This is a genomic window from Diaphorobacter sp. C33, assembly GCF_030503915.1.
Lineage (GTDB): Bacteria > Pseudomonadota > Gammaproteobacteria > Burkholderiales > Burkholderiaceae_C > Diaphorobacter > Diaphorobacter nitroreducens.
This window is the reverse complement of the sequence record NZ_CP129980.1, coordinates 1,900,338-1,920,362: the sequence shown is the minus strand read 5'-3', so window position 1 is coordinate 1,920,362 and position 20,025 is coordinate 1,900,338. Positions and strand designations below refer to the sequence as shown.

Annotated in this window: 16 protein-coding genes and 1 riboswitch; of the genes, 11 read left to right on the top strand and 5 right to left on the bottom strand. The window is 66.3% G+C overall.

Annotation, left to right across the window (positions count from 1 at the left end; translation table 11 throughout):
* Positions 1–53: 53 nt before the first annotated feature.
* The 4 genes from QY917_RS09105 to QY917_RS09090 form a co-directional block, all read right to left on the bottom strand.
* Positions 54–743, bottom strand: a complete 690-nt coding sequence (locus tag QY917_RS09105; RefSeq protein ID WP_162844550.1) for a pilus assembly protein — start codon at positions 741–743, stop codon at positions 54–56.
* An 84-nt stretch (positions 744–827) separates the two neighbouring features.
* Complete coding sequence (locus QY917_RS09100) at positions 828–1,745, bottom strand: PilW family protein (RefSeq protein WP_123675938.1); 918 nt, start codon at positions 1,743–1,745, stop codon at positions 828–830.
* A 3-nt stretch (positions 1,746–1,748) separates the two neighbouring features.
* A complete protein-coding gene (gene pilV / locus QY917_RS09095) occupies positions 1,749–2,393 on the bottom strand; it encodes a type IV pilus modification protein PilV (protein WP_123675939.1) in 645 nt (214 codons plus the stop codon).
* Between the two features lie 5 nt (positions 2,394–2,398).
* Positions 2,399–2,977 carry a GspH/FimT family pseudopilin gene (locus QY917_RS09090; protein ID WP_123675940.1) on the bottom strand — a complete coding sequence of 193 codons (579 nt, stop codon included), beginning with the start codon at positions 2,975–2,977 and terminating at the stop codon, positions 2,399–2,401.
* Positions 2,978–3,155: 178 nt separating this feature from the next.
* On the opposite strand from QY917_RS09090, the gene cbiB reads away from it, so the two are divergent.
* The 10 genes from cbiB (at position 3,156) to QY917_RS09040 (ending at position 18,031) form a co-directional block, all read left to right on the top strand.
* Positions 3,156–4,133, top strand: coding sequence for an adenosylcobinamide-phosphate synthase CbiB (gene cbiB, locus QY917_RS09085; protein ID WP_123675941.1), 978 nt, complete (start codon positions 3,156–3,158; stop codon positions 4,131–4,133).
* On the top strand, positions 4,126–5,130 hold the full coding sequence (locus QY917_RS09080) for an aminotransferase class I/II-fold pyridoxal phosphate-dependent enzyme (protein WP_123675942.1): 1,005 nt from the start codon (positions 4,126–4,128) through the stop codon (positions 5,128–5,130). The genes cbiB and QY917_RS09080 overlap by 8 nt, the downstream gene beginning before the upstream one ends.
* Positions 5,127–6,608: a cobyric acid synthase gene (locus QY917_RS09075; protein ID WP_123675943.1), complete on the top strand. Its 1,482-nt coding sequence runs from the start codon at positions 5,127–5,129 to the stop codon at positions 6,606–6,608. Before QY917_RS09080 ends, QY917_RS09075 begins: the two co-directional genes overlap by 4 nt.
* A 19-nt stretch (positions 6,609–6,627) precedes the next feature.
* A riboswitch (cobalamin riboswitch) is annotated at positions 6,628–6,820 on the top strand.
* Between the two features lie 44 nt (positions 6,821–6,864).
* Complete coding sequence (bluB, locus tag QY917_RS09070; protein ID WP_123675944.1) at positions 6,865–7,626, top strand: 5,6-dimethylbenzimidazole synthase; 762 nt, start codon at positions 6,865–6,867, stop codon at positions 7,624–7,626.
* Positions 7,627–7,731: 105 nt separating this feature from the next.
* Positions 7,732–8,790, top strand: coding sequence for a nicotinate-nucleotide--dimethylbenzimidazole phosphoribosyltransferase (cobT, locus tag QY917_RS09065; RefSeq protein WP_123675945.1), 1,059 nt, complete (start codon positions 7,732–7,734; stop codon positions 8,788–8,790).
* Between the two features lie 275 nt (positions 8,791–9,065).
* Positions 9,066–10,229: a non-hydrolyzing UDP-N-acetylglucosamine 2-epimerase gene (gene wecB / locus QY917_RS09060; RefSeq protein ID WP_123675946.1), complete on the top strand. Its 1,164-nt coding sequence runs from the start codon at positions 9,066–9,068 to the stop codon at positions 10,227–10,229.
* A gap of 12 nt (positions 10,230–10,241) precedes the next feature.
* Positions 10,242–12,467, top strand: a complete 2,226-nt coding sequence (nrfB, locus tag QY917_RS09055) for a cyclic di-3',5'-guanylate-activated glycosyltransferase NrfB (RefSeq protein WP_123675947.1) — start codon at positions 10,242–10,244, stop codon at positions 12,465–12,467.
* Between the two features lie 13 nt (positions 12,468–12,480).
* Positions 12,481–15,294, top strand: a complete 2,814-nt coding sequence (locus tag QY917_RS09050; protein WP_123675948.1) for a tetratricopeptide repeat protein — start codon at positions 12,481–12,483, stop codon at positions 15,292–15,294.
* A 155-nt stretch (positions 15,295–15,449) separates the two neighbouring features.
* Entirely contained in the window at positions 15,450–17,183 is a 1,734-nt protein-coding gene (locus tag QY917_RS09045; RefSeq protein ID WP_123675949.1) for a DUF2334 domain-containing protein, read from the top strand.
* 20 nt (positions 17,184–17,203) lie between these two features.
* Complete coding sequence (locus QY917_RS09040; RefSeq protein WP_123676075.1) at positions 17,204–18,031, top strand: hypothetical protein; 828 nt, start codon at positions 17,204–17,206, stop codon at positions 18,029–18,031.
* A gap of 37 nt (positions 18,032–18,068) precedes the next feature.
* Here the strand turns inward: QY917_RS09040 and nth are convergent, their stop codons facing one another.
* Positions 18,069–18,719: an endonuclease III gene (nth, locus tag QY917_RS09035; protein ID WP_015913889.1), complete on the bottom strand. Its 651-nt coding sequence runs from the start codon at positions 18,717–18,719 to the stop codon at positions 18,069–18,071.
* Between the two features lie 103 nt (positions 18,720–18,822).
* Between nth and QY917_RS09030 the strand changes: the two genes are divergently transcribed.
* Entirely contained in the window at positions 18,823–20,025 is a 1,203-nt protein-coding gene (locus QY917_RS09030; RefSeq protein ID WP_041836073.1) for a PLP-dependent aminotransferase family protein, read from the top strand.

Below are 20,025 nucleotides of genomic sequence, written 5' to 3'. Positions count from 1 at the left end.
GCGTTAGGCACTTGCGGAACAAATGCGTGATGCTCATTCGTTAATAACGAAAATTAATCCTTGAGCTTTTGCTGTGCGTATGACTGTTGCAATACCACTTGAGTGCTGGACTTGAGACCTTGGGCCACGGCTGTAATACGGTAGATGACACTAGGTGTCAGGTTCAATGGCAGCAGATTGTTGGCTGTGCCTACGATCACTCCAGAATTTTTGCTGCTTTCGTCATAGGGCAATACTTCAATCCAGTACCAACCTCCCCTTCCGGAGGAGGAGCGATCTGCCAAAATGGGATTAATAGGTTTGTCACTTGAACTCTCCCACTGCGCGCCCGTGAACTGCCCGTAGCGCGCACCGGCGGTTGTGCCGTCCGGCCGGGCCGTCGTCATTTGCCCGAGCGTGATGCCTTTGGTACTGTCCTTGTTATTCCAAAAATCCTGGCTGCCGGTGCGCTTGGCGCACAAACCATTACGGCATTGGCCGAGGTGGGCCTCCAGGCTGCTTAGTAGCGGGCCAATGTCCTTCGCCTCCAGCGGAATTTTTTCTGCCGTGGCCGTGCGGCACACGTTTCCAGCGCCGACACACATGCTCCCGTCCGGGTTTTCACCGCGGATGTCCAGTTCGGCGTCTTGCAGCAAGGCTTGCGCGGCCTCGAAGGCACGCTGGTAGTCGGCATCGTTACTCACTACCATCTCATTAAAGAGCGAGGTGCGCGATGCCCACAGGGCCAGTAGCATCGAGAGCATGATGAACACAATGACCGTGAAGAGCGCAACTCCGTCTTGGAAGCGACGCACGGTGTATGGCACGTGTGGCATGGTGATGAAAAGTTAAAGCGCGGAGCCGACCAGCCCTTGGCTGCGCAATTGGAAAACGTTACGGAACGGGATGTGCATGCGCCGCGCGCGCGCTCCGGTCAGAGAAGTCATGTTGACCTGCGTAGAACCGTCGCAGTCCGTGTAGCTACTGCCTGGGGGCATGTCGATGGCCTCGTTGCCGTAGAGTACTAGGCAAACCTCCACGGCTTGTATTCGAGACCAGTCGGGTTGGCCATTGCCGTCGGCGTCTGGGATGTTGTCCGCCGTGAAATAGCGGATTTGTGGGTTACCCGGCGTGGATGTGTTGTCCTGTAGCAGGTAGCGCACCTGGAAATTGGCAACGTTTTGCACGAGGGGTTGGGCCGTCGCACCGTTGCCTCTGCAGCGCAGTTCACTGCCATTCAAGGAGAAGGTGCTTTCGATTCGTTGATGAGTGGTATTGGTATCGGCCGGCCCGCCCAGACAATTGCGTCCGGTGTACTGGGCCGTGCCGCCAGGAAACAGGGGCTCCATATAGCGGCTGTAGCCCGCGGTGAGTGCTACCGGGCTGGCAGTTCCGCCAAGTGCGTTGGTAGCCGGATCGAATGTGTCCAAACCTCCACCAGGGGTGCCGATCGTGGCCACAAACCCCACCGGAACAAGAGCCAGGCTGCCTGCAGCCTCGGTAGTGGCGCCGCTGGGATTCAGATCCAGAAATAACGAACCCGACTGGCGTAATTGCTGCCCAATGATGCGCATGGCATAAGAGGCTTGTTGCTGTATGCCGCTGGCGTCGCTGACAGTGCCTGTCACACCACGCGAGACCATCAGCGCGCCGAGGGCCACTGCCACTACCAACAGGCCGATCGAAAGGCCGACCATCAGTTCGATTAGCGTGACACCACGCTGTTTCAATGGACCGGCCGCTGAAAGGATAGTTTGGGTACGCATGTGTCAGGCCCCCGGGCAGAAATATTGCGTGAAGCCTCCACCCAGATAGGGTGCGCAGCGCGCAGAAACGGGGATGTACTGCAGGTGGCAGGTAAAACCATCGGGGCAAGTATTTGTGCCGCCTCCCGTGGCATCGGCAAACGATCCGTCGCTCTGCTTGATCTTGCTGGCGTTGATCTCGTCTTTGTAGGCGTCTTCGGTGCTGCGTTCGTTCTCGCGCCAGGCGATGATCACGCCAAGCTGGCGCTGATTGCCCGCCGCGGGCTCGGCGGCAGCCGTGAAGATGCTGGCACGGCCCAGGGGAAGGGTGTTGGCGACGGCCTGCTTCCATACGCGCAGGTCGTAGTTCGCCAGTTGATCGCGGGTGCATGCGGCGCTTGCGCAGTCGCCAGTGGTGGGTACATCGGTATAACCGGAGGTGTAGTCGCCCACGTTGCCTAGAGCATTGGGGTGTACCTTCAAGCGCTCGCTCAGATCTTCAATCAAGCGTATAGCCTGCGCCCGTCGTACTGTCGTTTGCGTATCGCTCAAAGTACGCAATTGCACGCCAAGGATGCCCAGGATGCCCAGGGCAGCAATGACGATAGCGACCAGGGACTCGATCAGTGTGATCCCGCGCTGGCGTTGGGTTGGAAAAGGTGTTTTCATGGGTGTTACCCGGTGCAAGGGATATCCTCGGGGGGGATGATTCGGACTCGCCCGCCCGAGCTCATGCAGACGCCTCGTGCGGCGGAGTTGGAAAGGCTCTTGCCCAGTGGAACCAGACTGAACCCAAGCCAGGTGCCATCCACCAAGCCCCAGCGGTTGAGTTGGATGCGCGCGCCACCGCTGCTTCGCGTGACCTCTAGCCTGGCAGGTGTTTCAAAGCTCTGAAGCACTTCAGGGTCAGCGCAGGTGCCGCTGGCGTTGATACTGCTGCAGGACAAAACTTGCCAGCCGCAGTTCCAGTCGTCCACATTGTCTGCCGTGCAACTCGTGCTGCTGGGCAACTTCTGTATGACGACATTGCCCCCCCGCTTGATAGCTTCGGATCGCGCGTAATACAGTGTGGATTCCAGGCCGTTGGCTGCCTGCCGCACGCGCCATCCTTCAATGATCGGAGTGAAACTAGGCGTAGCAAGCGCTGCAAGGACGGCCATGATGGTCACCACCACCATCAGCTCGATGACGGTGAAACCGCGTTCGGCAGTCTGAGGCCAGTGCTGTCTGGAAGGTGCGTGCGGGAGTTGCATGCCGGCATGCTAGGCAGAATTCATTGCATGTGTTTGGAACGAAGGATGAGCGGGGGGTTAGTGCCGACAGACGGCGCATTGAGACGTGTGGTCAGCAGATCCGGTGTCCGACAAAGCATGAGTTAGCGCGAACCGCGCGGCTTCCGTGTATCGCTTGTATTCACGTTAGGCTCGCCCCATGCCGCTCTGGACTTTGGATCCTTTCCTCCTGGCTTGCGCCCTACCGCTGGCGCTGGCCATCGACGGCCGCTGGGGCGAGCCCCCTGCTGCCTTTCACCCCGTCGTGTGGATGGGGCGGGCGCTGGGGTGGGCAGGGATGCGCATCGCGCCGCTGCAGGCCACAGGCCGGGATATACGGTCTTTTTGCGCTGCAACGCTTGTCTGGTGTGCGCTAGCAGCTATCGTTTTAATAGTATCCAGCGCTTTGCAGTGGGTCGCCATCGCGTTGCTTCCCGTCTGGGGTGCAGCGCTCGTAGTGGGATTGCTGCTGAAACCTATGCTGGCCTGGCGCATGCTGCGCGGGGAAGTGCTGGCGGTGGAAGATGCGCTCGCGCAGTCGCTAGATGCGGGGCGCGAGCGACTGTCCTGGCTGGTCAGCCGTGATGTGCAAGGGCTCGATGCGGCGGCCGTGCGCGAGAGCGCCATTGAATCCCTGGCCGAGAACCTCAGCGACTCCGTGATTGCGCCGCTGTTCTGGTTCGTGCTGCTGGGCCTGCCCGGTGCGGCGCTTTACCGCTTTGCCAATACGGCCGACGCGATGTGGGGATACCCCGGCATGCGCGGTGGGCGCTACTGGCAATGGGCGGGCAAGTGGGCGGCGCGTGCGGACGATGTGCTGTCCTGGCTGCCCGCGCGCATCACGGCGGTGCTGTTGTGGGGTGTGTCGCGTGGCAACGGCGCCCGCTGGAGTGATCTGCGCGCGCAGTCGCGCCTCACGCCGTCGCCCAACGGCGGGTGGCCTATGGGGGCGATGGCGCTGGCGTTGGGGGTGCGCCTGTCCAAACCAGGTGTGTACGTGTTGAACGCCCCCGGGCGTGCGCCCCAGGCCGCGGACACGCAGCGTGCGGTGCATTTGGCATCAAAAACACTGCTAGCGCTTGTGGTGCTTGCGGTAACAGCTCTGTTATTGATAGCTATAGTGCACACCCATGTCTGACCATGCGCCACAGCACGGCGGCCCGGATGCGCTGGGTGTGCCGCTGCATGACTTCTCCACCAACGCCAACGCCTGCGGTCCTTGTCCGCAGGCCATCGCGGCGCTCCGGCAGAGTGACTTCATCCACTACCCCGACCCGGCCTACACCGCGCTGCGCGCGCAGATTGCCACGTTCCACGGCGTGGCGGTGCAGCGCGTGGTGCTCGCCGCCAGCGCCAGCGAGTTCATTCATCGCATCACCACGCACGCGGCACGCAGCGGCGTGCGCCAGGTCGCTGTGCCCGCGCATGGCTACGGCGACTACACCCGCGCGGCCCAAGTGTGGGGGCTGGACTGCCGCCACACACCTTCTTCTGAGCCGGCGCTGCACTGGGCGTGCGAACCCGCCAGCCCGTTGGGAACGACCGATGCTGCACTGACGGCGTGGTGCGCCCCGGCCCCTGTCGGCGTGTTGCGCATACTGGACTGCGCCTATGCACCCCTGCGCCTGGAGGGAGCCGCCACCGTAGCGCCTGATGCCGCCTGGCAGATGTTGACGCCCAACAAGGCGCTGGGCCTGACCGGCGTACGCGCGGCCTATGCCATTGCGCCGAGTGCCGCGGTCGCCGATGGCAGTGTCGCCGCTGTGCAGGCGCTGGCGGCCTCCTGGCCGGTCGGTGCCGACGGTGTTGCCCTGTTGGCGGCCTGGGTCCGGCCGGATACGCAGGCATGGCTCGCGCAATCGCTGGCGACCCTGCGCGAATGGAAGGCCGCGCAACTGGCGCTGTGCGCGGCCCTGGGCTGGGCCGTTGCGCCGGGCAGTCTCGCCAACTTCTTCACGGCATGTCCGCCGGTGCAAGATGTGGGGACCTTCCTGCAATGGCTGCGCTCGCGTGGCGTCAAGCTGCGCGACTGCACCTCGTTTGGCCTGCCCGGGCATGTGCGCCTGGGCGTGCTGCCACCGCAGTCGCAGCGGGCGTTGGAGGTATCGTGGCGCCTCTACAAGGAATCGCAATGAACAAGACCCGACCCGGGCCGGCGCGCTGCGTCATGGTGCTGGGCACCACCAGCGGCGCGGGCAAGAGCTGGCTGGCCACCGCGCTGTGCCGCTACTACAGCAACCAGGGCCTGAAGGTGGCGCCTTTCAAGGCGCAGAACATGAGCAACAACGCGCGCGTGGTGGCTGCACCGGGCGAGCAGTTCGGCGAGATTGGCAGTGCCCAGTATTTCCAGGCGCTGGCAGCGCGGGCCGTGCCCGACGTGCGCATGAACCCGCTGCTGCTCAAGCCCGAAGCGGACACGAAGAGCCAGGTGGTGCTGCTGGGACAGGTGAGCGATGAGCTTTCGCAACTGCCATGGCGCGGCCGCAGCCAGCGTGTGTGGCCGCAGATCGCGGCGGCGCTGGACGCACTGCGGGCAGAGAACGACGTGGTGGTCATCGAAGGCGCGGGCTCGCCGGCAGAGATCAATCTGCACGCCAGCGACGTGGTCAACATGCGCGTGGCGCGCCATGCTGAGGCGCGCTGCCTGCTGGTGACGGATATCGACCGCGGTGGCGCCTTTGCCCACCTGTTTGGCACATGGGCGTTGCTGCCCGAGGAAGAACGCGCGCTCATCGCTGGCTTCGTGCTCAACAAGTTCCGTGGCGACGAGGCACTGCTGGCGCCCGCGCCGCAAATGCTGCAGGACAAGACCGGCGTGCCCGTCGTCGCCACCATTCCGATGCAGTGGAACCATGGCCTGCCCGAGGAGGACGGCGTGTTCGACATGCGCTCCACCGCCGTCGGTGCCGTGCATACGCGCATCGCCGTGGTGGCGTATCCGCGCATCAGCAATCTGGACGAATTCCAGCCGCTCAAAAATGTGCCGGGTGTGCGTCTGTCCTGGGCGCGCAGCCCAGCGGATGTGGAGGGCGCCGACTGGATCGTCCTGCCCGGCAGCAAGGCCACGGCGGCTGACCTGGCCTGGCTGCGCGCACAGGGGTTGGACGCGGCGATTGCTGCCCATGCGGCACGCGGTGGCCGTGTGCTCGGAGTCTGCGGTGGACTGCAGATGCTCGGCGAGGCGTTGATCGACACCGTGGGGGTGGACGGCAATGGCCCCGGCCTGGGCCTGCTGCCGTTGGTGACGAGCTTCGAGGCCACCAAGACCGTGCGGCCCACGCGCCAGTGCTTCGGCGCCGTACAAGGCGTCTGGCGGCATCTCGCCGGCGTGGCTGTGCAAGGCTACGAAATCCACCACGGCCAGACTGCGCAGCACCCGGCCATGGCAGCCAGCGGCGATGTAGCGCGCGAACTCATGCCCGGGTTGGCGTGGCAGAACCCCGGGGGCAATGTGCTGGGCCTGTACCTGCACGGCCTGTTCGAGGACGCAGCCGTGCTGCGGGCGCTGTTCGGTGCCGATGCTCCGACGCTGGATGCGGTGTTTGAGGGGCTGGCCGCCGGCATCGCACGGCACTTCGAGCCCGGGACGTTGGATGCCCTCGCTGTGCAGTAAAGGACGATAACTGCGGTTGTTATCATCCCCGTCCTCAGGTGCCCGCTGCCGCAAGGCAAAGGGAGAATCGGGAAGGCGGTTGGAGTCCGCCGCGTGCCCAACGCTGTAAGGAAGATGACCCCCGCTCAATGCCACTGGCCGCCAAGGCTGGGAAGGCGCGGCGGGTCAGATGAATCCAAGCCAGAAGACCGGCCTGAACGTTCATCGCGCTGCAAGGCCAGGCAGCGTGCGACCTATTCACGCACAGGGGACTGCCATGAATACCGCGCAGGCGCAAGCCACGCAAAGCGTTCACGCCTTTACGCAAGAGGCCCGCGACGCCATTTACCACACCATTTTTTCACGCCGTGATGTGCGGGGGCAGTTTCTGCCCACCCCGGTACCGGACGAGGTGCTCAGCCGCATCCTGACCGCGGCGCACTATGCGCCTTCCGTAGGCTTCATGCAGCCATGGAACTTCCTCGTGGTCCGTTCGCAGGACACCAAGCGCCGGGTGCATGATGCCTTCGCCAAGGCCCATGCCGAAGCGGCCGGTATGTTCGAGGGCGACAAGCGCGCGGTATACCAGCGTCTCAAGCTCGAGGGCATTCTGGAGTCGCCCATCGGCCTCTGCATCACGTGCGACCGCGAGCGCACCGGTCCGGTGGTGGTAGGGCGTACCCACATGAAAACCATGGACCTGTACAGCAGCGTCTGTGCCGTGCAAAACCTGTGGCTCGCCGCGCGCGCCGAAGGGCTTGGGGTGGGATGGGTGAGCATCTTTCACCAGGCCGACCTGCAGCAGGCGCTGGGTATTCCCAAGGGCATCACCCCCATCGCCTACCTGTGTGTCGGCTACGTCAGCCACTTCCATGCCAAGCCCGAACTGGAAACCGCTGGCTGGCTTCCGCGCCTGCCCGTGGAAGACCTGGTGTACTTCGAGCAATGGGGGCAGCGCGACGACCAGCAGCCGCTCATCGCGCATCTGCGGTGCGACCAGGCTGCGGCGCAGTGCAGTCGCCAGACCGCACCGGCATAAGCCAGCCACAACGCATGGGGCCCGCCCCGCAATACGGCCACCTCTTGATGTGCGCCCCGTGAGTCGGGGCCGCGCTGGACCTTTTTTTGACAATCGAAACACGCCATGATCATCGACCTGCCTTTCGTTGCTGACCTCACCGATCTGCCGCTGACGCAGGCCCTGCAACACAAGCTGGACAACAAGACCAAACCACTGGGTGCGTTGGGGCGCCTGGAGCAACTCGCCCTCCGTCTGGGCCAGATCCAAGGTACCGAATCACCCATGCTGCAGGCGCCGCAGATGCTGGTGTGCGCGGGCGACCATGGCCTGGCGGCCAAGGGCGTATCGGCCTACCCGAGCGACGTGACCTGGCAGATGGTCGAGAACTTTCTGGCAGGCGGCGCAGCCGTGAGCGTGCTGGCGCGCCAGCACGGCCTTCAGCTCACCGTGGCCGACTGCGGCGTGGCGCGCGAAGTACCCGCGCGCGACGTCGTTCCCGGTGCGCCCCGCCTGGTGCACTGCCGCGTGGCGGCGGGCACGCAGGACGCGAGCGTCGGCCCTGCGATGACCGAGGCGCAGTGCGCCCAAGCGCTGCGCAACGGCATGGATATCGTGCGCGCCATGCCCGGCAACGCGCTGCTGCTGGGCGAGATGGGTATTGGCAACACGTCCGTGGCGTCGCTGCTGTTGGCGCGTCTGGCGGGCGTGCCGCTGGCCGAGTGCACGGGTGCCGGTACGGGACTGGATGCGGCAGGCATCGCGCGCAAGCAGGCCGTGCTGGAGCAGGCGCTGGCGGCCAACGCCGGTGCTACGCAGCCCTTGGAGGCCCTGGCCGCCCTGGGGGGTTTTGAAGTCGCCACGCTCACCGGCGCCGTGCTGCAGGCCGCCGCCGAGCGGCGTGTGATCGTGGTCGACGGCTTTATCACCTGCGCGGCTGTGCTGGTGGCCGCGCGCCTGGCGCCTGCCGTGCTGCAGCGCTGTGTGTTTGCCCATCGCTCCGGCGAACGGGGCCATGGCCACATGCTGCAGGCTTTGCAGGCGCAGCCGCTGCTGGACCTGGGGCTGCGCCTGGGAGAAGGCTCAGGTGCCGCTCTGGCTTGGCCGTTGCTGGAGTCGGCATGCCGCGTGCTGCGCGAGATGGCAAGTTTTCAAGCGGCCGGGGTGGACGGAGCGATGCGCTAAGTGTCTTGCCGGCACTTGCCATCTTCAGGACGGGCGCATGAGGAATTCGAAGGGGCTGTGCAACCAGACGCCGTCCTATCACGCACTGGGTAAATAGTTAAATGCTATCGATCAAATTTGCCAATTGATGAAAATGCGGTAAGAATCTTCTCCACCAAAGTGACCTATTGAAACTCTGGTAAGGGTGCGTGAAGATCACGGCGCGTGTCGCCAGGGGCTACACGGCAGCGGCCCCGGGGCTGCCGATCGATAGGTTGAGGGAAGAGAGGCACCTTATGACTTGCATCGATGAACAGCCCGCTCCCGTCCTGATCATTTCCGGCACACGCCCCGAGATCATCAAGCTGGCACCGGTATATCACGCCCTGCGAGGCGCGGAAAGTGTTTGCCCCGTGTGGCTGCATACCGGCCAGCACAGCGACATGGCCGTGCAGATGCTGGACTGCTTCGATATCCGGCCCGACCATGTGCTCGAGCGCCAGGGAAGCACGCTCCTGGATTTCAGCCTCGGGTGCCGCCGCCAACTGGAGGGCGTGATGGGGCAGCAGCCCTGGAGCGCCGTCATCGTGCAGGGTGATACCGAAAGCGCCTTCCAGGGAGCGCTGGCGGGCTTTTCCCATGGGGTGCCGGTGTTGCATGTCGAGGCTGGGCTGCGTACCTACAACCTGCGCCGCCCGTTCCCCGAGGAAGGACTGCGGCAGATGATCAGCCGCATCAGCCGCCTGCACTTCGCGCCCACTTTGCGTGCAGCGCAGGCGCTGGAGCGTGAGGGGATCGCCTCGCGCGACATCCTGGTGACCGGCAATACGGTGGTGGACGCGCAATTGTGGGTGTGCGAGCGCCATCACATCCGCCGTCGGGTGCAAGGTCGCGGCCATATCCTCGTCACCATGCACCGGCGCGAGAACTGGGGGCCGGACATCGACAACGTGTGTGCGGCCATTGCCGACATCGCCCGTGAATTCCCGTGGATGACCGTGCTGTTCCCGGTGCACCTCAACCCCGTGGTACGCGACCCCGTGCACCGGCACCTGGGCGCGCTGCCCAATGTGCACCTGACGGCGCCGCTGGACTACCTGGCCATGCAGCAGGCGATTGCCGATGCCTGGCTGCTGCTCACGGACTCGGGTGGTCTGCAGGAAGAGGCGCCGACCTTCAAGGTGCCGCTGCTGGTACTGCGTGAAGAAACCGAGCGGCCGGAGGTCATCGATGCGGGCTGCGCCGCGCTGGTCGGGGCCGACCGCCAGTTGATCGTGCACTCCCTGCGCCATCTGATGGACGACGGAGAGGCTTACGGCCGCATGCAGGCCGCAGCCAACCCCTTTGGGGATGGCCAGGCGTCCCAGCGCATCGTGGCACGGCTGGAGCAGATGCTGGCGCCCCCCGCGCCCGCGCCCGCACATGCGGCTGCGCCCGCGGTTGCGGCCCTGAGTATCTAGAGGAGCCGCACCATGTCCTGGATAGATGTTTTTACCGCCTATCTCTACCTGCTCAAGATGGTGGCGATCGGGGTGGCTGTCGTCATCTTCATCAGCAGCCTGGATGACCTGTTCATCGATATCGCCTACTGGGTCCGCCGCGTCTGGCGCGCCTTCACGGTGTACGCACGCCACGCGCCGCTGAACTACAAGACGCTCTACGACGCCGAGGAGAAGCCGCTGGCCATCATGGTGCCCGCCTGGCAGGAGCACGGCGTGATTGGCCAGATGGCGCAACTGGCCGCCACCACGCTGGACTACGAGAACTACCACATCTTCATCGGCACTTATCCCAACGACCCGCAAACGCATGCCGACGTGGAGCAGGTGCGTGCACGCTTTCCCAACGTGCACACGGTGGTCTGCGCGCGTCCCGGACCGACCAGCAAGGCCGACTGCCTGAACAATGTGGTGGACGCCATCCTGCAGTTCGAGAAGCGTTCTGGCGTGCGCTTTGCCGGCTTCATCCTGCACGATGCCGAGGACGTGCTCTCCAAGTTGGAACTGCGGCTGTTCAACTACCTGGTCAACCGCAAGGACCTCATCCAGCTGCCCGTGTACCCGCTGGAGCGGCCCTGGAACGATTTCACCGGCGGGCACTACCTTGACGAGTTTGCGGAGCTGCACGGCAAGGACATCGTGGTGCGCGAGGCCCTGGTCGGCCAGGTGCCAAGCGCGGGCGTAGGGACGTGCTTCAGCCGTCGCGCCATCATGGCCCTGCTGCAACAGGGCGATGGCATTGCCTTTGACACGCAGAGCCTGACCGAGGACTACGACATCGGCTTTCGCCTCAAGCAGCTGGGCATGCAGGAGGTGTTCGTGCGCTTTCCCGTCGAGGAGGACGATCACATTGGTCGCGCGCCCTCGCCGGAGCGCGTGCCCCTGCGCAGCGAACGCGAGGCCAGCGTCATCTCCGTGCGCGAATTTTTCCCTGACACCGTGGCCGCCGCCGTCCGGCAGAAGTCCCGCTGGATCACGGGCATCGTCATCCAGGGTTTTCGTACGCTGCGCTGGACGCACAGTGCCGTGCTGAACTACTTCCTCTGGCGCGACCGCAAGGGAATCATCACCAATTTCGCCAGCTTCACGGCCACGCTGCTGGCCATGCAGCTGATCGGCATCTGGCTCTACCAGCGACTGGTGCCGGATGCCTACCGGTTCCTCTCGGTCTTCGAAGGCGACTGGTGGTTCCATGCACTGCTCTTGGCCAACCTGGTGCTCATGTTCAACCGCATCGTGCAGCGCGTGTTCTTCGTCACCAGCTACTACGGCGTGGTGCAGGGATTGCTGTCGGTGCCTCGGCTGCTGTGGGGCAACTTCATCAACTTCCTTGCCGCCTGGCGGGCGCTGGCCCAGGCATGGCGCGCCAAGGACCTGCGGCGCATGGCCTGGGTCAAGACGGACCACGAGTTTCCCCTCCTGGGCGAAGGGCCGCGTCAGCATCGCGCACTGGGGCAGATCCTGGTCCACCAAGGCGCCCTGACCGAAGCGCAACTGCTTGATGCGCTGGAGCATCCCGTGCGCGGACTGCGTCTGGGTGCAGCGCTTGTGCACCGTGACGTCATCACGCCCCAGCAGTTGGCTGCGGCGGTTGCCGAGCAGGCCGGTGTGCCATGGGAAACCCTGGGAGGGCAGGCCGTGGACAGCGACCTGGCGGCACTGGTGCCTGCGGCCGTGGCGCTGCGCTATAGCGTCGTGCCGCTGCGCGAGCAGGGACGGGTCCTGGTGGTGGCCAGCGAGGCGGCGATCGACCCGGTGTCGCTGGCCGCCATCGAGCGCAAGCTGGGACGTACCGTGCGCTACGTCATCGTGCCCAAGGGCGAGGTCACCGTGGAACTGCGGCGCCTGTATGCACACCACGGCACAGAACCCGCACGCGACCTGCTGGCGCAGGCCGTGCAGCAGCAGCGCGTTACCGCCGAAGAGGCGCGGGGCATCTGGGCCCGCTATCTCTCGCGTCAGTTGCTGCTGGGCGACGTGCTTCTGGCCGTGGGCAAGATTGACCAGGCGGTGCTGGGTGCCCTGCTGCTGCAAAAGGAGAAGTCTGATGCCAGCCTGGGCGCCTTCCTCGTGGAGCATGGCGTTCTGACAGAGGCGGCCGTGCAGGAGGCGCTGCAGCTGCAGCAGCAGCTGCAGGTCACCATGGAGCAACTGCTGTGCCGCGCCAATGCGCAGCCCACCGTCCGGGCCATTGCTTGAGAAGGCCGTCATCATGAATTTCGCCCCCCGCATTCTTGCCCTCGCCGTCATGCTGGCCTCCACGGGCGCCCCGGCGCAGACCCTGGACCTGGGCCCCGACATCAGTCCGCTGAAGCGGTTCCAGGTCTATCCCCACATCGACAAGGCCTTCGAGGCGATGGCCCGCGGCGACGGCACGCGCGCGATTGCCGAGCTGGAACATGCCCACCGGCTCGCCCCAGAGAACACCGCGATTGCGCTGCACCTGGCCCAGGCGTACCAGCGCTTTGGCCAGCCCGCGCGTGCCGCGGCGTTGCTGCGGGCCCAGCGGTCACGGCACCCGGGCGATGCGCGCATCGCCCAGGCACTGCGCGAATTGCAGCCCCCACCCGCAACCGTGCAGGAAAGCGCCACGGTCGTCGCGCAGCCCGAGGCAGCACCCGCCGCGCCAGTGCTCGCCGCTGCGCCTTCCGCAACTGCGCCCGAACCTGCGTCAGAACACGGCACGCCTGCGGCGGCTCCGGCCATTGCGGCGCCGCCCGATCAGCTTGCCAAGCCTGCGCCTGCGGTGCGTGCGCAGCGGCGCATGGCGCAGGTGCCACGGCCTCGGCGGGCCGACGGCGCCCCGGGCTATGCCGCTGCCAGCCGTGCCTACGAAGCGGTGGAGCGTGCAGAGTTGCCCGCCGCCCTGGCGTGGGCGCGCGAGGCCGCGCAGGCCGCCCCTGCCAATGCTGACTACCAGCGCCTGCTGACCTACCTGCTGATCGAGAACGGGTTGTACGAGGAGGCACAGACCAAGGCACGGGAGGCGGAACTGACTTTCGCCCCGCAAGGCGATACGCAATGGCAGGCCTTGGGCGACACCGCGCGGCAGCGCCACGCCTATGCGCAGTTCGAAGCCGCATCGCAAGCGCAGCGGCGGGGCCGCGCCAGCGATGCCCTTGCCCATGCGCAGGCGGCAGCGGAACAAGCCCCGGGTGTGCCGGCGTATCGCCTGCAGTGGGTAGGCCTGCTGTTGGCCGCGGGCCGCCATGCGCAGGCGCAGCAGGTGGCCGAGCAGGGCCTGGCCCAGGGCGATGGCGCGGCACTGCAGGTCCTGCGCGGCGCGGCGTTGCAGGCGCAGGGGCAGACGGACGATGCGGCGCGGGTTTTCGACGGTGTGATTGGCAGGCCGGATCTTGCGCCGCACGAGCAGCAGAACTACCGGGTGATCGCCGCCGATGCGGCGCTCGCGGCGCGCCAGCCCGAACGCGCTAAAGCCCTGCTGCAGCCGCTGGCGCAAGGCGGCGCCGTGGATGTGTCGGGGCGAGAGGCTGAGATACGGGCCGCCACGCGCCGGCCGATCTCGGCCGCATCCCTGCAGACGTTCTCCCTGCGCTTGCCGGTTGTCAATTGCTTTGGCAGCGCCCAGGCGCCCGGCTGCGAAGTGTGGCCCGGGCAGGACGCGCCGGACCCTGCGCGTGCCGTGGCGCAGGAGGCGTTCCGCGCCTATACCGAGCGCGACTATGGACTGGCCGCGGCCAAGGCCGAGGAAGCCGCGCGGCTGCAGCCTGCGCATTTGCCGTACCGTCTGTTGCGGCTGCAGGCCTTGGTGGCCGCGGGCCAGGTGGAGCAGGCTCTGCGCGAGGCCGACGACACCCTGCAGTCGCGCGCCGACGGGGCGGAGGTGCTGGCCCTGCGCAGCCGGGTGTACCACGACCTGGGGCGGCGCGAGCAGGCCTCTGCCGATGCGCGCGCGGCCCTGCAGGCAGGTGGCCTGTCCCTGTCGAGTGAAATCAACCTGCTGCTGCAGGAAGGCCGGCGCGACGAGGCCGTGCAGCAGTTCGCACACGCGATGGCGGGGCCGGATTTCGCGGGCAGCGCAGACCCCGATCTGGCCTACCTCGCTGCCCGGGTGGGCGACGACCGCACCGCGCTGGCCGTGTTCGACCGCGCGCACGCCAACGACGCGCTGCCGGCCGCCGCGTTACCCGACGGCGCCTACACCGCGAGCCGCCTGGCCGAGAACGACCGCGCCATCTACTACCTGCAGCAGACCATCGATGCGGTGGAGGCGGGACGGCTGGAGCAGACGCCCCGCCAGCAGTTCGCCACCCGGCGCGAGCTGGCAGACCGTACCCGCACCTGGGGCATCAATGCGTTGCTGGGTTACCGGGGCATGTCTCCCGGCTCCATCTCGCCCGTGCCGGGCCTGTACCGGGATGCCGCCCAACTGGTGGGGGAGGCCTATTGGCGCCCGCAGGGCTATCGCGACGGCAGCTTCTGGGAAATCTATGGCGGCGTGGTGCAGACGGTCTACAGCCGCCACGGCGGCACGAGCGGCAGCGACACCACGCAAGGCGCGCTGGGCGTGCGCGCCAAGCCTTTGCGCGACCACAACCTCGTGTTGTCCGCCGAGCGGCGCATCCGTATCGGCTCGTTGTCCTTCAGCGACTGGCTGCTGCGCGCCGGTTATTCCTACGGCGTGGGCACCGACCTGCGCGTGGACGTTCCGGACTGGTTCACGTTCAACGTCTATGCCGAGGCGGGGCGGTTCCTGCAGCGCAAGCAGGACTACGTGACCTTCGAGGCGCAGGCCGGGCGCAGCTTCCGCATGGGGGATGCGGACTCGCGCCTGGTGCTGTTCCCGCACGCGGTGGTGGGCGTGGACTACAACTCCGCACGCACGGCCGCGGGCTACAACGGCGCTGCGGGCGCGGGCGTGGGCATTGCGCTGCGCCGCTGGTTCCACGAGGACCGCTACAACGCGCCGCGTTCGTACCTGGACCTGTCGCTGCAGTACCGCGCGCGCCTTGCGGGCGACGAGCGGGGCAAGGGCGTGTTCCTGCGCGCTGCGCTGGTCTTCTGACGGCAGCGACCGATAGGTTTTATTTTGCTTCAATAAATATAGCTGGGAGCGCTTGATCCAAAACGGTTTCAAGGTGTTTTATGCATGAAACCTTTGATGGAAGAGCGCGAGCTGCTATTCGTTTTGTTCAACCTTGGCTGCCGCGGGAGGAGACCATGAACCGACTGTTGCGATACACCCTTGTGGTACTGGGCGCCCTCGCGCTGCACGCGTGTGGTGGCGGAAGTGATCCGTTCTACAGCGCGCCGAGCGTGCCGCTCTCGCCGTTTGGCACCAACGACCCCGTCCGGCGCGACCCCATCGCCTCGATGCCGGCGCCCGTGCGCGCGCAGCCGGCCGGGCCGCGCGTGCTGGTGCTCTACGACCAGCCGCCTGGCAGCCCCTTCGCCAAGATGGGCGTGGGCTACGCGATCATGCTGCAGAACCTGCTGGGACATTTCGATGCGTCGGTGGACATGCGCCCCGTGGAGCAATACGCGGCGCAAAGCCTGGCGGGCTACCAGGCTACGTTCTACATCGGCTGGGCCGAAAGCGACAGCATTCCCGCAGCGTTCTTGCAGGACGTGGCCGCGGCCAGCCAGCGCGTGATCTGGCTGGGTCGCAACTTGCAGCAACTGGCGGATGAGCAGGGCGCGGCATTCGTGAGCCAGCGCGGCTTTCAGCCCGTGGGGCCGCGCACGAAGGACAACGCACCGGCCGGCGTGGAGCCGAGCTTTTTCAGCGATGTCTACTACCGCAAGCACCCGGGCCTGTTGTTCCAGAAGGCGGTCAAGACGATCAACGGGGAGCCTGCCGCCGCGTGGGACATGTTCATGACCCAGGTGACCGACGGCGCCAAGGCGCTCGTGCATGCGGACATCATCAACCCGGCATCGAACGAGCAGGGGCCCTATGTGCTGCAGTCGGGCAACTTCTGGTTCGTGGCCGATACGCCCTTCGATTACGCGGGTCCGCGCGACCGGTACGTGATCTTCTCGGACTTGCTGCACGACATGCTGGGCATCGACCATGCCGAGAACCACCAGGCGATGATGCGTTTTGAGGATGCGGACGCGAAGGTGAACCCGGTCGCCTTCAAGCGGGTGGTGGACCTGGCGTTTGAGCGCAAGGTGCCTTTCTCGGTGGGGGTGGTACCGCACTACAAGGACCCGCTGGGCGCCCAAAGCGCGGGCGTGCCCACCGACATTCCCATGGCAAACGCCCTCAACCTGCGGCTGGCGCTGGACTACGCGCTGGCACGTGGCGGTGAGATCCTGCAGCACGGCACCACGCACCAGACCGAAGGCATGATCAACAATGCATCGGGTGCCACGGGCATCGACTACGAGTTCTGGGACACCGTCAACGACCGCCCGCTGCCCGGTGATTCCGTGGACTGGGCGAAGAACCGCATCAACAACGGCCTGCGCCAGATGCTGGACCTGGGCTATATGCCCGTGGCGTGGGAGACGCCGCACTACGTGGGCTCGCCGTCCACCCTGCAGGCCGTCGCGCAGATCTACGAGATGGGCTACCAGCGGCACACGTACTACACGTCCGACCAGCCCGACCTCAAGGCCGGGGACTACATGGTGGACCAGTTCTTCCCCTTCGTCATCGAGCGCGACCGCTACGGCCTGCGCGTGCTGCCGGAGAACCTGGGCAACCTGCAGTATTTCGAGTTCGGGGCGGATGAGGAGCTGACATCCAAGGAGGTGCTGGAAAACGCGCGCTACCAGAAGGTCGTGCGTGACGGCTTTGCCTCGTTCTTCTTCCACCCCTTCCTGGCGGTTGAGTCCCAGGAGCAGAAGTATGACGGGCGCGGTTATACGCACCTGAAGGAAATCGTGGATGGCCTGACGGCCATAGGCTACACGTGGACCTCACCCAGCCGCCAGCGCAAGCCCTGACCCTGACACGGCGCGCGGCCATGGCGGCCATGCTGCCGTGCGCGGTGTCTTTGCCGCCGTCGTCCGGCGCGCTATTGCGCCACCTCGGCGGCATGGTGTGGCAGCCCAGCCTGCGCACGCTGCGCCCCCAGGGCAACTGGGCGCAACTGGGCGTTCGCCGCCTGTTGGTGCAATGGACGGCGGTGGATTCACAGGCTTTTGTGCCGGGCACCGGCCTGCCTCCGATCGCGGCTGAGCTACCCGACTGGGAGCGCATCGCCGCCGAGCCCTGGGCCCAGGAGGTGATCGTGGGCCTGGCGGCCATGCATGGCGAGGCGCAGGCACGTGCCTCGGTGGCGCTGCTGGTGGAGCAGGCGCACGCCCTGGTGCCCATCGTGCAGCGGCTCCCGCTGAAGCTGGGTGGCTGGTATTTCCCCCTGGAGGTGGATCCCACCTGGCTGCCGGGGCCAGAGTGGTCCCAGGGCCTGGCGCAGTTGCCACGCCCGCTGTGGATCAGCGCCTATGACAGTGCCAACCTTGGTCCGCACGCGCTGGCGGACTGGATCGAGCGCTGGCTGCCGGCCGATGTAGGGGTGTTCTTCCAGGACGGCGTGGGCGTGCATGCGCGCAGTCCGGAGGTTGCGCTGAAGTACTTGCAGGTGCTGACCTACCGCCTGGGTCAGGCGCGCGTGCAGATGATTGCCGAGGCTTTTCGCCCCGCGCCAGAAGGCGGGTTCCGCAGCGCCACGGCGGCGGAGTTCCTGCCGCAGATCGATGCCTACAAGGGGTGGGAGGTGCTGGCCTTCGACGGCCCGCACTACCTGGGAGAGCCGCTGGTGGCTGAGCTGGTGGCGCAGGGCGTGCGCTGATGCCGGCGGCTGCCGCGGCAGCACCCCGTAAAGATGATCAACCCGCGTTGAACGGCGCCGGCGTCTTCGGCTCGTAGTCGCACCAGGGTGCGACCACGCATTCCCAGCAGCGCGGTTTGCGTGCCTGGCACACGTAGCGGCCCAGCAGAATCAGCCAGTGGTGGGCGTCCACCAGATACTGCGGTGGCACGCGCTGCAGCAGCTGCATCTCCACGGCCAGCGGGTTCTTGCCGGGCGCCAGGCCGGTGCGATTGCCCACGCGGAAGATGTGCGTGTCCACCGCCATGGTGGGCTGGCCGAACGCCACGTTCAGCACCACGTTGGCGGTCTTGCGGCCCACGCCGGGCAGGGCTTCCAGCGCCTCGCGCGTGCGCGGCACTTGGCCGCCGTGCTGCTCCACCAGGATGCGGCAGGTCTGCATCAGGTTCTTCGCCTTGGTGCGGTACAGGCCGATGGTCTTGATATAGCCCTCCAGGCCGTCCAGGCCCAGCTCCAGAACGGCCTGCGGTGTATTGGCGACCGGAAACAGCCGGCGCGTGGCCTTGTTCACACCCACGTCGGTGGCCTGCGCCGACAGCAGGACGGCGGCCAGCAGCTCGAACACGTTGGTGTATTCCAGCTCGGTGTTGGGCTGCGGGTTGGCGGCCTGCAGCGCCGCGAAGAAGGGCTCGATGTCCTGGGGCTTCATGGGCGGCGATTGTCGCCGGCTGTGGGCGCGCCGCAGGAAAGCTGCGCGGCAATTGGCGACAATGGGGGCTACCGTCTTTCACCCATCGACCCGATTGCCGTCTATGCCGCTTGCCTTTGCCGACCGCCTGAATAACGTTGAAACCTCCGCCATTCGCGAACTGTTCAAGCTGCTGGGCAAGCCCGGCATCATCAGTTTTGCGGGCGGCTTCCCGGACAGCGCCATGTTCGACGTGGCCGGCATCCGCGCCGCCAGCGAGCGCGTGCTGGCCGAGGAGCCCGGCGCCGCGCTGCAGTACGGCGCCACCGAGGGCTACCAGCCGCTGCGCGAGCAACTGGCCACCTTCATGCAAGGCAAGGGCGTGGCGGGGCTGGCGCCCGAGCAGCTCATCGTCACCACGGGCAGCCAGCAGGCGCTGGACCTGCTCGGCAAGACCATGATCGACCCCGGTGACAAGGTGATCGTCGAGGGCCCCACCTTTCTTGCGACCATCCAGTGCTTTCGCCTCTATGGCGCCGAGGTGATCAGCGCGCCCGTGGACGGCGAGGGCGTGCAGCCCGATGCGCTGGAGCGGCTGATCGTCGAGCACCGCCCCAAGCTCGTCTACCTGATTCCTACCTTTGGCAACCCCAGCGGCGCCACCTTGAGCCTGGAGCGCCGCAAGCGCGTGCTGGAGCTGGCCGCGCGGCACCAGGTGCTGGTGGTGGAGGACGACCCCTATGGCGACCTGTACTTCGGCGAGGCGCCGCCGGCCAGCCTGCTGGCGCTCTCGGCCCAGGTGCCGGGCAGTCGGGAGTGGCTGGCGCACTGCGGCAGCCTGAGCAAGGTGTTGTCCCCCGGCCTGCGCGTAGGCTGGCTGATCGCACCGCCCGAGCTGTTGGCGCGCGCCGTGATGTGCAAGCAGTTCAGCGATGCGCATACCAGCACCTTTGCCCAGGCCACGGCCGCGCAGTACCTCAAGAGCGGCGCCATGCCCGCGACGCTGGCCCATGTGCGCACCGTGTATGCCGAGCGCGCGCAGGCCATGGGCGATGCGCTGCGTGCGGAACTGGGCGACGCGGTGGAGTTCGTGCAGCCGCGCGGCGGCCTGTTCCTGTGGGTGCGCCTGACAGGGGCGCGCGGGCAGGAGCGTGATGCCGGCGCATTGGCCAAACGCGCGATCGACAAGGGCGTGGCCTTTGTGCCCGGCACGCCGTTCTTCAGCCAGAACCCCGATGCGGCCACGCTGCGCCTGTCGTTCGCCACGGCCGATGTGGCCAAGATCCGCGAAGGCGTGGCGCGCCTCGGGCAGGCGCTCAAGGGTTGA